We start from the raw sequence: 13,230 nt of genomic DNA, 5'->3' as shown, positions 1-13,230 counted from the left end.
CCGGCCGCGAGAGCCGGACACCGCCGGTGTCCACGCGTCACGTCACCAGAACCACCTTGCCCAGATTGGACCGTGACTCGATCTCGCGGTGCGCCTCGGCCGCCTCCTCCAGCGCGAAGCCCGCGTGCACCGCGGGCCTCAGGACTCCCTCCGTGAACAGCCGCCACAGCTCCTGTCGCCATCGCTCGTACTTCTCCGGCTGCTCGCGGGCGATGCGGGCGATCTGGAAGCCGGTCACGGACTTGGCGCCCACGAGCAGGTCGTACGCCTGGACGGTCCCGCCGCCCGAGCTGCACGCCACGAGCCTCCCGCCGGCGGCGAGGGCGGCGACGGCAGATGTGAGGAGTTCACCGCCGACCGCCTCCAGGACGTAGTCGACCGGTGCGCCCCAGCTCGGGTCGTCGTAGGCGACGACCTCGTCGGCGCCCAGTGAACGCACGAACGGTGCCTTCGCGGGGTCGGAGACGGCACCTGTCACCCGGGCCGCTCCGCGTGCCCTCGCCAGCTGGACGGCGAGATGACCGACACCGCTCGCGGCGGCCGTGACGAGCGCTGACTCGCCGGGGCCGGGGCGCGCCGCCTCCAGCGCCCCCATGGCCACCAGACCGCTGCGGACCAGCGCGACCGCGTCGACCGCGCTCGCGTCGTCCGGGACCGGGGACGCCATGGCCTCGCCCAGGAGGGCGAAGTCGGCGTATCCGTGCCCGAAGCACAGCCCCGTCACCCGCTCGCCGGCCCGGAACCGTGTGACCGCGGCCCCCACGGAGACGATCTCCCCGGCGATCTCGCCGCCGAGCGGGATCGGCTCCGCGGACTCGGTGACCTTGCGGACGACGGGGAGGGTCACGCCGACCGCCTCGCAGCGCACGAGGAGCTCGCCGGGGCCGGGGGTGGGGACAAGGCACTCCTCCAGGAACAGCGGGCCGCCTGCGGTGTCGTAGCGGACGCGGCGCATCACACCTCCGGAACTCGTTGGGAGTCCCAACGATATCCTGGCGTTCGTTGGGGAGTCCAACGAATTCTCGGTAGGGTGGAGCCATGTCCGAGGCGCCCCTCTCCGCGATCCGTTCCCTGCCCAGCTGGCTCCTCGGCCGGGCCGCCGCGCGGGGCCGGGCCCTGGTCGCCGACGCCCTGGCCGTCGAAGGGCTGAAGATGTGGCACCACGTGGTGCTGTCCGCCGTGCGCGACCTGGCCCCCGTCGCCCAGGCCGACCTCGGTCGCAGCGTCGGACTCGACCCCAAGGACGTCGTCGGCATCCTCAACGACCTGCAGTCCGCCGCCCTCGTCGTCCGCGAACCGGATCCGAACGACCGCCGCAAGAACGCCGTGGCGCTCACCGACGAGGGCGGACGGCTGCTCAGGCGCTGCGAGAAGGCCGCCCGCGAGGCGAACGACACCCTGCTCGCCCCACTCACCGCTGCCGAACGCGACCAGTTCACGGCCCTGTTGATCCGGATTTCCGGTACGGACCGCTGACGGCGGATAACGTTCCGTCATGACCGCACCCCTCACGCTCGATCCCGCGCGCACCGCCCTCGTCCTCGTCGACCTGATGGAGCGGATCGTCGCCCTGCCCCTGGAACCCCGCAAGGGCACCCAAGTGCTTTCCGCCTGCGAGGAGTTGGCGAACACCTTCCGCGAGGCCGGCGCCCGCGTCGTCCTCGTCCGCGTCGAACGCCCCGGCGTCACCGAACAACCCCCCGGCAGCGGACTGGTGAACGGCCTGTTCCAGGACGGCGACGTGCAGATCGTGAAGGGGACGATCGGCGCCTTCCAGGGCACCGGCCTGGACGAGCGACTGCGCCGGTACGGCGTGACCACCCTGGTGTTCGGCGGGATCGCCACCAACCTCGGCGTCGAGTCCACCGCCCGCGCCGCCGGCGACCTCGGCTACGACCTCGTCCTGGTCGAGGACGCCATGGCCGCCCTCACCGGACCCGAGCACGAGGCGTCGGTGAAACTGGACTTCCCGCGCCTCGGCACGGTCGTGCGGGCGGCGGAGGTGAGGTTCGCAGGTCAGTGAGGCGCCGGCCGCCGGCGGCCGGGCCGGGTGCGGGGACGGGTTCGAGACGGGGCCTCCGTGGCGCAGGGGGCGCCTCCCGCCGTTCGGGGCCCCGCCGCCCTGCCGCGGGGAACCGGGTCAACCCTGGGCGGCCGCGGTCCGCAGGGCGATGCGGTCCTCACCCGCGTACACGTTCATGGAGCTGCCGCGCAGGAAGCCCACCAGCGTCAACCCCGTCTCCGCGGCCAGGTCCACCGCCAGGGAGGACGGCGCCGAGACCGCCGCCAGCATCGGAATGCCCGCCATCACGGCCTTCTGCGCCAGCTCGAAGGAGGCCCGCCCCGAGACCAGCAGGATCGTCCGGGACAGCGGCAGGCCGCCGTTCTGCAGGGCACGTCCGACCAGCTTGTCGACCGCGTTGTGCCGGCCCACGTCCTCCCGTACGTCCAGCAGCTCGCCGTCCTCGGAGAACAGGGCGGCCGCGTGCAGCCCCCCGGTCCGGTCGAAGACCCGCTGGGCCGCGCGCAACCGGTCGGGGAGGCTCGCGAGCAGTCCGGGTTCGACGCGGACCGGGGGAGTGTCGGCGATGGGCCAGCGGGCCGTCGTACGGACCGCGTCCAGGCTCGCCTTGCCGCACAGACCGCAGGAGGAGGTGGTGTAGACGTTCCGCTCGAGGGTGATGTCGGGGATCGCCACGCCGGGGGACGTCCTCACGTCCACCACGTTGTACGTGTTCGAGCCGTCCACGGTCGCCCCCGCGCAGTAGACGATGTTCTGCAGATCGGATGCGGCGGCCAGCACACCCTCACTGACCAGGAAACCCGCCGCCAGCGCGAAGTCGTCACCGGGAGTCCGCATGGTGATCGCGAGCGGCTTGCCGTTCAGCCGGATCTCCAGCGGTTCCTCGGCGACGAGGGTGTCCGGCCGGGAGGAGACCGCTCCGTCCCGTATGCGCAGCACCTTGCGTCGTTCGGTGACTCGTCCCATGTCGTGATCAGCCCCGGTTCTGTACGTGCTGGTAGCCGAAGCGGCCCTTGATGCAGAGATTGCCGTGGGTCACCGGGTTGCCGTGCGGCGAGGTGACCTTCACGAACCATTGTCCTGCACGTGGAGGGTGGGACGGCAGCCCACCCCGCGCTGCGCGCACACCGTCGTCGTCCGCGTCCGCGCCGACTCGTCCCAGGTGCCCGTCTCCCGCCTGCCGGACTCCGACCTGAACGACGGCGCCGCCGTCGGACGGGGCGGTTTGCCGCGCTCCAGGCCCTGGAGCGCGGAGGTGCGGTCGCCGGCGCGAGGAAACCGGGCAGTCCGACCGTTCGGCGCATGCTGCATACCGCTCATCGCATACGGTCGACGCGCCGCCTTTTCAACTACCCTGTGGTTTCCTACGGTTCGGTGCTCATGAGTCCCCCTGTCGCACCGCCCGGCTGGAGCCGCTGGCTCGTGCCCCCGGCCGCCCTCTCGGTCCATCTCTCCATCGGCCAGGCCTACGCGTGGTCCGTCTTCAAACCGCCCCTGGAGTCCGCGCTCGGCCTCACCGGCACCCAGAGCGCACTGCCCTTCCAGCTCGCGATCGTCATGCTCGGCCTGTCCGCCGCGTTCGGCGGCACCCTCGTCGAACGCAACGGCCCCCGCTGGGCCATGACCGTCGCCCTGGTCTGCTTCTCCAGCGGCTTCCTCATCTCCGCCCTCGGCGCGGCCACCGAGCAGTACTGGCTGATCGTCCTCGGCTACGGCTTCGTCGGCGGCATCGGCCTCGGCATCGGCTACATCTCCCCCGTCTCCACCCTCATCAAATGGTTCCCCGACCGCCCCGGCATGGCCACCGGCATCGCCATCATGGGCTTCGGCGGCGGCGCCCTCATCGCCTCCCCCTGGTCAGCCCAGATGCTCCAGTCCTTCGGCGCCGACCACTCCGGCATCGCCCTGGCCTTCCTCGTCCACGGACTGTCCTACGCCGTCTTCATGACCCTCGGCGTACTCCTGGTACGCGTCCCGCGCACCGCGCAGCCGACCACCGCGCAGCCGACCACCGCGCAAGGACCGGCCGACGCGACCAGGGTCCAGGTCTCCGCCCGCTCCGCGGTACGCACCCCGCAGTTCTGGTGCCTGTGGATCGTGCTGTGCATGAACGTCACCGCCGGCATCGGCATCCTGGAGAAGGCCGCCCCCATGATCACGGACTTCTTCGCCGACACCTCCACCCCGCTCTCCGCCACAGCCGCCGCCGGCTTCGTCGCCCTGCTGTCGGCCGCCAACATGGCCGGCCGTATCGGCTGGTCCTCCACCTCCGACCTCATGGGCCGCAAGAACATCTACCGCCTCTACCTCGGCGTCGGCGCCCTGATGTACGCCCTCATCGCCCTCGCCGGCGACACCTCCAAACCCGTCTTCATCCTCTGCACCCTGGTCATCCTCTCCTTCTACGGCGGAGGCTTCGCCACCGTCCCCGCCTACCTCAAGGACCTCTTCGGCACCCACCAGGTCGGCGCCATCCACGGCCGCCTCCTCACCGCCTGGTCCACCGCCGGCGTCCTCGGCCCCCTCATCGTCAACTGGATCGCCGACCACCAGAAAGACGCCGGCAAACACGGCTCCGACCTCTACACCCTCTCCCTCTACATCATGATCGGACTCCTCGCCGTCGGCTTCGCCGCCAACGAACTCATCCGCCCCGTCCACCCCCGCCACCACCTCCCCGCCCCCAAGGAGACCGCCGATGTCGCAGCCCGGCAGCAGCCCGAGTCCGCCTGACCGACGGCCCCTGATCGCCCTCGCCTGGCTCTGGGTCACCGCCCCCCTCGCCTACGGCCTCTACGAACTCGTACAAAAAGCCACGAAACTGTTCACCGGGTAGACGTCCGCGCTGTTCGCGGGCAGGTGTTCGGGAAGTGTTCGGGCGTCCGAGGGGTAGCGGGAAGCCGACAACCCTGGCGCCCGATTCCTGTCGCAACAGCTGTCCGCGTACCCGTGAGTCACTGATCAGACTGGAGGATCCCGCTACCCACGGCAACGAGGGGGACCCCCACATGAACGGCACGCGTATCGCCGCCGTCGGCCACTACCAACCGGCCAAGGTGCTCACGAACGAGGACCTCGCGGCCATGGTCGACACCAGCGACGAGTGGATCAGGAGCCGGGTGGGCATCCACACCCGCCACATCGCCGGCCCCGACGAGCCCGTGGACGAGCTGGCCGCGCACGCCGCCGCCAAGGCCCTCGCCGCGGCCGGCCTCGCGCCCTCCGACATCGACCTGGTGCTGGTCGCCACCTCCACGGCCGTCGACCGCTCGCCCAACATGGCGGCCCGGGTCGCCGCCCGCCTCGGCATCCCGCAGCCGGCCGCCATGGACGTCAACGTCGTGTGCGCGGGCTTCACCCACGCCCTCGCGACCGCCGACCACACGATTCGCGCGGGCGCCGCGACCCGTGCGCTGGTCATCGGTGCCGACAAGATGTCCGAGGTCACGGACTGGACCGACCGTACGACGTGCGTACTGGTCGGCGACGGGGCGGGCGCCGCGGTCGTCGAGCCCTCTCCCGAGGGGGCCGAGCCCGGCATCGCACCCGTGCTGTGGGGTTCGGTGCCGGAGATGGGACACGCGGTGCGCATCGAGGGACAGCCGGCCCGGTTCGCGCAGGAGGGGCAGAGCGTCTACCGGTGGGCCACCACCCGGCTGCCCCCGCTCGCCCGCCAGGCATGCGAGCGGGCCGGACTGCGCCCCGAGGACCTGGCCGCCGTCGTCCTGCACCAGGCGAACCTGCGGATCATCGAACCCCTCGCCGAGAAGATCGGTGCCGTCAACGCGGTGGTCGCCCGTGATGTCACCGCATCGGGTAACACCTCCGCCGCCAGCATCCCGCTCGCCTTCTCCAAGCTGGCCGAGCAGGGAGTGATCTCCACCGGGGATCCGGTGCTGCTGTTCGGCTTCGGTGGCAACCTGTCCTACGCGGGGCAGGTCGTACGCTGCCCGTGAACCACGACGCCGACGGTGGGCGGCGAAGTCGGCGATGGCGGCCGGCGCGCTTCGGAGGTGACCTGCTTCCGGGGACGGCGTGACGCGTACGACCGCGCGGGAGCTGGATACAGTGCGCCGTAGACCGTAGACCGTAGACGAAAGACAATCGGTGCTCGGTCGGCTGTAGACAGTACGCGGTACACGGTGGACAGCTGCCCGCCGACGCCTTTCGCCGTACGTGGCTTTCCATGCCGCAGTTGCCCGGCGCTGCCCAGGAGGGGACCGACCGATGTTGTCGACAGGACTGCCGCAGGGTGCGGTGCCCAAGCTCGAGCGGCCCGGCCCGCTGCGCGACCGGGTCTACGAGGCCCTGCTCGAACTCATCACCACCCGCGCCCTCCAGCCCGGCCAGCATCTCGTCGAGAGCGAGCTGGCGAACCACCTGGGCGTCTCACGCCAGCCGGTGCGCGAGGCGTTGCAGCGGCTCAACACCGAGGGCTGGGTGGACCTCAGGCCCGCCCAGGGTGCCTTCGTGCACGAGCCGACGGAGGAAGAGGCCGACCAGCTCCTCACGGTCCGTACGCTGTTGGAGGCCGAGGCCGCCCGACTCGCGGCCGTCCACGCGGTCGAGGAGGACATTCACGACCTGGACGAGATCCTGGCCCTGGGTCTGCAGGCCGTCGCCGACGACGACGTGGACGCGGCAGTCGCCCTGAACGCCCGCTTCCACGCCAAGATCATGGAGCTGGCGGGCAACGCGGTCCTCGCGGAACTCGCGGCCCAGGTCGACCGCCGGGTGCGCTGGTACTACACGCCGGTCGCCCGGCAGCGTGGCGAGCAGTCCTGGGTCGAGCACCGCGACCTGATCACCGCGATCCTCAACCGCGACGAGCAGTCGGCCACCCGGCTGATGCGGGAGCACACCGAACACACCCGGCGCTCGTATCACGCGCGCCCCACGTCCTGAGACGCGTCGGAGCGCCTGCCCCGGCGGAACCCCGGCCGGCCGGGACTCTTGAGCGGGCTGAGCGGGCCGAGCGGGCCGAGCGGGCCGAGCGGGCCCGCGGGACGGCGGAACGCCGCTTCCTCGCGCCGCTGGACGAGCGGACGGGCCCGTGCCGCCGCGGAGGCTCGTCGAGGACGAACCCGCCCCGAGGTGACCGGCGCGTCACCCGGTGTGACGCCCGTGCGGTGGCGGCCCCGTCACCTGCCCGTCGGGTGGATATGCAGGTGAAACGCACTCCGAAACCTTGGTATTGTTGTGCATGTCGCCGCGGGGAACGCCCTGGCGTGCGGCAGACACCTTGTCCGGGTGGCGGAATGGCAGACGCGCTAGCTTGAGGTGCTAGTGCCCTTTATCGGGCGTGGGGGTTCAAGTCCCCCCTCGGACACTCTCACTCTCCGTGTCGAGCGTTTTCCGCTCGGTGAGTACTCGATGCCCGCATTCGGCGTTCCGCCGGTGCGGGTTTTCTTTTTCCCGGTGCGACGTATTTGCTCAGCAATTGTTTGCATGTCGCCCTGAATGTCGCGGAAGCCCGTTTATCACTTGTCTTGGCGCACCCTTGATGCCTCGTGACACGTGTCGCTTCGGAGGGCGTCCCCCAGTACGGCTGACGGACCGTCAATGTTCAGTAGAGTCCCCATATTGACGGTCTGTGACGCCTTCTTGTGGTGATACGATCACGCTCGCTTGTAGAGCGGGCGGATGGGTGCAAGACGACATCTCCGACTACGGGGACAGTCCGGGCGGCAACTCCGATGCGGGCGGTCCGCCGGTCCACCCGCAATTGACGGGAATTCAGCAACTGGCCGTCAGTCGCCTGAAGAGAGTCTTATGACTGATTACATACAGAACCCGGTACTCTGGGCTCTCCTCGTCGCCGTACTCGTCTCCGTCGCCCTCATTGTTCGGCAGCGCAGGGCGGCGCGGACGTTAAGGCGGGAGTTCGCAGATCTCCGGGCTCGTCACACCGAGCTCGAGAACGGGTACGCGAAATCCGTCGAGGCAGCTCAGGAAAGAGCCGAAGAGGCTACGAAAACGGTCCTGAAGTCCGCCATGCGGACCCTCCAGGGCCTTGCCGCGGAACAGCAGTTGATTGTTTCCCGGCTGCAGAACAAGTATGGCGAGTCGGTCATCCTCCAGGACCTGTTGGAGATCGACCACACGAACTCACAGTTCGGCCGCCGCGCCCAGTCCATCGCGGTGCTCTGCGACGGCTGGCTGGGACGTCAGCGCGATGTCGCCTCGGTCTACGACGTCGTGCGCAGCGCTCAGGGCAGGGTCCGCCACTACCGGCGGGTGGAAATCCTCTCGCAGGTCGACTTCGGCATCACCAGCCGCGCCGTGGAACCGGTGGCACTGGCCCTCGCCGAACTCCTCGACAACGCCACCAGTTATTCCAGCCCGGACACCGTCGTCGAAATCAACATCCGCACCGTGCCCAAGGGCATTTGCATCGTCGTCGACGACGCCGGTGTCGGTATGAACGACGAGGAACGGGCCCGGGCCGAGAAACTCATGTCCAGCGAGCGCGTCTCCGGCGTCTCCGCACTCGGCAATCCGCCGCAGTTCGGCTTCGCGGTGATCGGCGTGCTCAGCGAGCGCTTCGGATTCGAGGTGTCGGTGGACTCCTCCTCCCCGTACGGAGGTGTCCGCGCCGTCCTCCTCCTGCCGCACGACCTGCTCACCAGCGCACCCGAGCAGAAGGAGCCGGCTCCCGTCGCCCCCGCCGCGGTGACCGCCCCGGCCCGCAGCGGCCCCGAAACCCCGCTGACCATGACGACCACCGCCGACGGCCTGCCCAAGCGGCGCCGCAAGCGGCCGATGGCAATCGTGCCCGGCAGCGCGGCGAACGGCTCCGGTCCCGCCCGTTCGGGCGCGGAGACGGCGGCCATCATGGGCGCCTTCCAGCGAGGCACCAAGTCGGGCCGGGCCGCGCAGACGGACCCCGCGGAACAGTCGAGCAGCACCCGTGGTGCAAGCAGCGAAGGGCATGAGTTCTCGTGAACGACGATCTGTCTTGGATGCTTGACAGCGCCCTGGAGATTCCCGGGGCTCTGCACGCCGTCCTGATCTCCGCCGACGGCCTGCTGATGGCACGGACGCAGGACTTCGGCAAGGACGACGCGGACCGCGTGGCCGCGGCGATGAGCGGGGTGCAGTCGCTCAGCCGCTCGCTCGCCTTCTTCTGCGAGGCCGCCGGCCAGCGGTGGCGGCAGACGCTGGTCGAGTTCGACGGGGGCTGGGTCTTCCTGATCTCCGCCGGCGAGGGCGCCTACCTCGGCGTCTCCGCCTCCCCGGACGTCGACATGCAGGACATCACCTTCCGGATGCAGCAGCTCGTCGGCCAGCTCGGCAAGGCGCTGACCACCCCGCCGCGCGAGAACCTCGGCGTACGGTCATGACCGGTTTCGACGAACTGGAGCCCCAGACACCGGAATTAGTGCGTCCGTACGTCATCACCAAGGGACGCGGACTGCCCGACGAGGACAAGCTCTCCCTCATCACCCTGGTCACCGCTGCCGCCGACCAGCAGCAGCGGCCCACCCGGTTGTCCCCTGAGGAGCAGAGCCTGCTCGAGCTGTGCTCGGCAGGCTACCTCTCCGTCGCCGAGATCGCGGGGCACACCCAACTGCCCCTCGGCGTGGTCAAGATCCTCCTCGCCGCTCTCACCGAGGGCGGCTACCTCGTCACCCGCCCGCCCGTACAGCGGGCCCCGCTCGCCGACCGGGAGATCCTCGAGGAGGTGCTGAATGGTCTCAGGGCCAAGTTTGGATGAGACGGCGTACGTCCGTGAGGGCGCGACGCAGACGGCGGTGAAGATCCTGGTGGTCGGCCACTTCGCGGTGGGCAAGACCACGTTCATCGGTGCGATCTCCGAGATCCAGCCGCTGACCACCGAGGAGACGATGACGCGGGCCGCCGAGTCGGTCGACGACCTCAAGGGAGTCCAGGGCAAGACCACCACCACGGTCGCCATGGACTTCGGCCGTCTGACCATCAGCGACCGCGTCGTGCTGTACCTGTTCGGAACGCCGGGCCAGCAGCGTTTCGTGCAGATGTGGGAGGACATGGCGCGCGGCGCGCTCGGCGCGCTGGTGCTGGTCGACCCCGAGCGACTCGCGGACTCCTTCGCCGTGATCGATCTGATCGAGCAGTACGGACTCGACTACGCCATCGCCGTCAACCACTTCGACGGCTCGCCGCTGCGCGACGAGATGGCCCTGCGCGAAGCACTGGACCTGCTCGACGACACCCCCGTCGTCACCTGCGACGCACGTGACGAGAGGTCGTCGGCCGAAGCGCTGATCACCCTCGTCCGCCACTTGCAGGACCGTGCCCACTAGGAGCAGAAATGGACGCCCAACCCACCGCCCCCGTGCCCCCTCCGGGCTGCCCGGCGCACCACACCGGCGGCAGAGTGCCGCTGTACGGACCGGAGTTCGCGGCCGACCCGCAGGCCTACTACTCCTATCTGCGACACTACGGGCCCACCGCGCCCGTCGAGCTTTCGCCGGGCGTCGAGGCGACCCTCGTCACCGACTACGCCACCGCCCTCCAACTCCTCCAGGACTCCGGCTCGTTCCGCAAGGACGCGCGCCGCTGGCGGGACCTCAACGAGGGAAAGATTCCCCATGACAGCCCGGTCGCGCCCGTGCTCGCGTACCGGCCCAACGCCATGTTCAGTGACGGCGCCGAGCACCTGAGGCTGCGTCAGGCGATCACCGACAGCATGGCGCGCGTCGACTCACGCCGGCTCAGCCAGAGCACCGAGCAGGTCTCCAACTTCCTCATCTCCCAGTTCGGTTCGCGCGGTTCGGCCGACCTGCTCAGCGACTACGCCAAGCAGCTGCCGCTGTTCGTGTTCAACGAACTCTTCGGTGTTCCCGCCGACATCGGCGACCGGATCGTGTTCGGCATCACCGGCATGTTCGACGGCATCAACGCCGAGAAGGCGATGGAGGTGCTGTTCGGAGCCATCGCCGAACTGGTGGGGCTGAAGCGGGCCAGGCCGGGAGACGACGTCACCACCTGGCTGATGCAGCATCAGGCGAAGCTGACCGACGAGGAGATGGTCCATCAGCTCGCCCTGCTGATGGTGGCGGGCAACGAACCACTGCGCAACCTCATCGGGAACACCCTGCACCGCCTGCTCACCCACGACGCGTACGCCTACCAGGGCGGTCTGATCGACGAGGCGATCGACGACACGCTGTGGGAGAACCCGCCCATGCAGAACCTCGGCGCCCACTACCCCGCCTCCGACATGGAGTTCGCGGGGCAGAAGCTGCAGGCGGGCGATCTTCTCCTGGTCAGTTACGCCGCGGCCAACACCGGCCCGGCCCTGATGGCGGCACGCCAGGCGGGCAGCAACCGCGCCCACCTGTCATGGGGCGCGGGCCCGCACGCCTGCCCGTCGAAGGACCCCGGCCGGCAGATCACCGTGACCGCCATCGAGAACCTGTTCAACCGGCTCCCGGACGTCGAACTCGCCGTCCCCAGCGAGAGCCTGACCTGGCGGCCCGGCCCCTTCAACCGTGGACTCGCCGCCCTGCCCGCCAAGTTCACCCCGGTCAAGCCCGCGCGCAAGCCCGCCCCCCAGCCCGAGGCGAACGCCGCCGAGCGGGCCGCGAAGAGCGGCAAGGCCGAACGAGGCGGTGTGTGGAGCCAGTTCCTCAACTGGATCACGAGGTGATGCACAAGCGGCGGAGTGGGTGATTCACACAACACCTCCCAACTCCCCACCATTGCATGACGATTCAACCTCAGGGGTAGTGAGCAACGCGGCATTCCGTGTTGCTCACGAGACAGAGGAGGTGTCGTGGACCACATATCCCCCGACGCCGTGTTCATACAACGCCCCAACGTCGTGCACCCCCTGATACCCGCCCCACCAGGCGGGTATCTTCTTGTCCGTTCGCTTCCGAGAGGAACGGGACGGTGACCGCGTCCGTATCCGGCGCCGTCGCGGCGTCCTCGTCGGGCACCCTCGGCGATCACGCGGCGGGCCAGTTGCGCAGGCTCGGTGAGATCGCGGGCCTGCCTGGAGCCGACTCCAAGGTCTACGCGCGGACACTGGTCGACGTGCTGGGTCCCGTGGCCCGGCGTCCCCTCGACCTGCCGCCGGCCAGCGACAGTTTCCTGTCCGACGACCACACCCCGGTGGAGTTCTCGCTCTCCTTCCAGCCCGGCGGGGCACCGACCCTGCGGGTCCTGCTGGAACCGGGATCCGGTGCCGCGTCACTTGCGGAGAACGGCCGCACCGGACTACGGGTCCTGCGCGATCTGGCCGCACGCTGGGGCTTCGGCATCGGCCGCCTCGACGAACTGGAGGACCTGTTCTTCCCGCCCGACCCCGAAGGCCCGCTGGCGCTGTGGTGCGCACTGGAACTCCGCCCCGGCGGTGTCCCCCGCGTCAAGGCTTACCTCAATCCGGCGGCGAACGGACCGAAACAGGCCGCGAAAACCGTACGCAAGGCGCTGAAACGACTGGGCCACCGCCACGCCTTCCGATCGCTCCCCGAAGGCGACCGTTTCCTGTTCTTCGCCCTGGACCTCGGCGACTGGGACGAACCACGCGTAAAGGTCTACCTCGCGCACCAGGACCTGCCGGTGACGGAGGCCGGCGGCCTGTCCCGCATGGCCGACGGCCCCGAACCCGCCGAGATCGAGGCGTTCCTGCGCACCGCCACCGGACTCGACATCGCACCCGACGACGGGCTGGGGTCGCCGTTGGCCCGTCGGCCGCTCCAGACCTGCCACGCCTTCACCGACACGACCGCCACTCTCCCGGGCGGCTTCACCCTTTACGTTCCCGTCCGTGACCATGCCCCGCACGACGGCGAGGTCCTCGCCCGGGGCACGGCACTGCTGCGCCGCCACGGCATCGACCCCGCCCCCCTGCAGCACGCCCTCGCGGCCGTCACTCCACGCCGGCTCGAGGACGGTCTCGGACTCGTCGCCTATCTCGGCCTCGCCCACCAGCAGGGCCGCCCGCCCCGGATCATGACGTACATCTCCTCGGAGGCGTACGAGGTCCGTCCGCCCGCCGCCCCGCTGCCCGCCGAGGCACCCGCCGAAACGGCGGCGGCCGGGCTCTAGTCCTCACCACGCGCAGAACGGAAACCCGAGGGGAGCCGTACGCCGGCGTCGTCGAACCGCTCCCCTCAACCGCGGCACGTGCACCCGTCGGCCCGCCCCGTCCAGACCGCCCGGACGGCGGCACGGCAGAGGGTCCGGTCGCACGAAGGACACCTCCGCGCGCCGAA

At 70.0% G+C, this 13,230-nt stretch carries 14 protein-coding genes, 1 tRNA gene and 1 pseudogene; 13 read left to right on the top strand and 3 right to left on the bottom strand.

The genetic code is table 11. The features are described from left to right. Positions 1-37 precede the first annotated feature (37 nt). Complete coding sequence (locus ABT057_RS35970; RefSeq protein WP_352348082.1) at positions 38-955, bottom strand: quinone oxidoreductase family protein; 918 nt, start codon at positions 953-955, stop codon at positions 38-40. Positions 956-1,038: 83 nt separating this feature from the next. Between ABT057_RS35970 and ABT057_RS35965 the strand changes: the two genes are divergently transcribed. Continuing rightward, the gene (locus tag ABT057_RS35965; RefSeq protein ID WP_352348081.1) at positions 1,039-1,476 is read left to right on the top strand and encodes a MarR family winged helix-turn-helix transcriptional regulator; all 438 of its coding nucleotides are present in this window, start codon (positions 1,039-1,041) and stop codon (positions 1,474-1,476) included. Positions 1,477-1,495: 19 nt separating this feature from the next. Further along, a complete protein-coding gene (locus ABT057_RS35960; protein ID WP_352348080.1) occupies positions 1,496-2,023 on the top strand; it encodes an isochorismatase family protein in 528 nt (175 codons plus the stop codon). Positions 2,024-2,140: 117 nt separating this feature from the next. On the opposite strand, the gene fdhD is transcribed toward ABT057_RS35960, so the two are convergent. Next, positions 2,141-2,989 carry a formate dehydrogenase accessory sulfurtransferase FdhD gene (fdhD, locus tag ABT057_RS35955; protein ID WP_352348079.1) on the bottom strand — a complete coding sequence of 283 codons (849 nt, stop codon included), beginning with the start codon at positions 2,987-2,989 and terminating at the stop codon, positions 2,141-2,143. A gap of 7 nt (positions 2,990-2,996) precedes the next feature. Next, positions 2,997-3,238: pseudogene (locus ABT057_RS35950) on the bottom strand (2Fe-2S iron-sulfur cluster-binding protein); the annotation flags it as partial. Between the two features lie 165 nt (positions 3,239-3,403). On the opposite strand from ABT057_RS35950, the gene ABT057_RS35945 reads away from it, so the two are divergent. The 11 genes from ABT057_RS35945 (at position 3,404) to ABT057_RS35900 (ending at position 13,063) form a co-directional block, all read left to right on the top strand. Next, complete coding sequence (locus tag ABT057_RS35945) at positions 3,404-4,756, top strand: OFA family MFS transporter (RefSeq protein ID WP_352348078.1); 1,353 nt, start codon at positions 3,404-3,406, stop codon at positions 4,754-4,756. Next, the gene (locus tag ABT057_RS49285) at positions 4,722-4,859 is read left to right on the top strand and encodes an MFS transporter small subunit (RefSeq protein WP_502974023.1); all 138 of its coding nucleotides are present in this window, start codon (positions 4,722-4,724) and stop codon (positions 4,857-4,859) included. Before ABT057_RS35945 ends, ABT057_RS49285 begins: the two co-directional genes overlap by 35 nt. A 172-nt stretch (positions 4,860-5,031) precedes the next feature. Further along, a complete protein-coding gene (locus tag ABT057_RS35940; RefSeq protein WP_352348077.1) occupies positions 5,032-5,979 on the top strand; it encodes a beta-ketoacyl-ACP synthase III in 948 nt (315 codons plus the stop codon). A gap of 271 nt (positions 5,980-6,250) precedes the next feature. After that, a complete protein-coding gene (locus ABT057_RS35935) occupies positions 6,251-6,928 on the top strand; it encodes a GntR family transcriptional regulator (RefSeq protein ID WP_352348076.1) in 678 nt (225 codons plus the stop codon). Between the two features lie 339 nt (positions 6,929-7,267). Then, positions 7,268-7,352: transfer RNA gene (locus tag ABT057_RS35930), tRNA-Leu, on the top strand. 443 nt (positions 7,353-7,795) lie between these two features. Next, positions 7,796-8,968 carry an ATP-binding protein gene (locus ABT057_RS35925; RefSeq protein ID WP_352348075.1) on the top strand — a complete coding sequence of 391 codons (1,173 nt, stop codon included), beginning with the start codon at positions 7,796-7,798 and terminating at the stop codon, positions 8,966-8,968. Then, positions 8,965-9,366, top strand: a complete 402-nt coding sequence (locus ABT057_RS35920; protein ID WP_352348074.1) for a roadblock/LC7 domain-containing protein — start codon at positions 8,965-8,967, stop codon at positions 9,364-9,366. Before ABT057_RS35925 ends, ABT057_RS35920 begins: the two co-directional genes overlap by 4 nt. After that, complete coding sequence (locus tag ABT057_RS35915; RefSeq protein ID WP_352348073.1) at positions 9,363-9,740, top strand: DUF742 domain-containing protein; 378 nt, start codon at positions 9,363-9,365, stop codon at positions 9,738-9,740. Before ABT057_RS35920 ends, ABT057_RS35915 begins: the two co-directional genes overlap by 4 nt. Further along, positions 9,715-10,308 carry a GTP-binding protein gene (locus ABT057_RS35910; protein WP_352348072.1) on the top strand — a complete coding sequence of 198 codons (594 nt, stop codon included), beginning with the start codon at positions 9,715-9,717 and terminating at the stop codon, positions 10,306-10,308. Before ABT057_RS35915 ends, ABT057_RS35910 begins: the two co-directional genes overlap by 26 nt. A gap of 8 nt (positions 10,309-10,316) precedes the next feature. Continuing rightward, the gene (locus tag ABT057_RS35905; protein ID WP_352348071.1) at positions 10,317-11,657 is read left to right on the top strand and encodes a cytochrome P450; all 1,341 of its coding nucleotides are present in this window, start codon (positions 10,317-10,319) and stop codon (positions 11,655-11,657) included. A 245-nt stretch (positions 11,658-11,902) separates the two neighbouring features. Then, positions 11,903-13,063, top strand: coding sequence for a tryptophan dimethylallyltransferase family protein (locus tag ABT057_RS35900; protein WP_352348070.1), 1,161 nt, complete (start codon positions 11,903-11,905; stop codon positions 13,061-13,063). The last annotated feature ends 167 nt before the right edge of the window (positions 13,064-13,230 follow it).

The organism is Streptomyces sp. NPDC002588, assembly GCF_040295925.1.
GTDB lineage: Bacteria > Actinomycetota > Actinomycetes > Streptomycetales > Streptomycetaceae > Streptomyces.
This window is presented reverse-complemented; position numbering and strand designations above follow the sequence as displayed.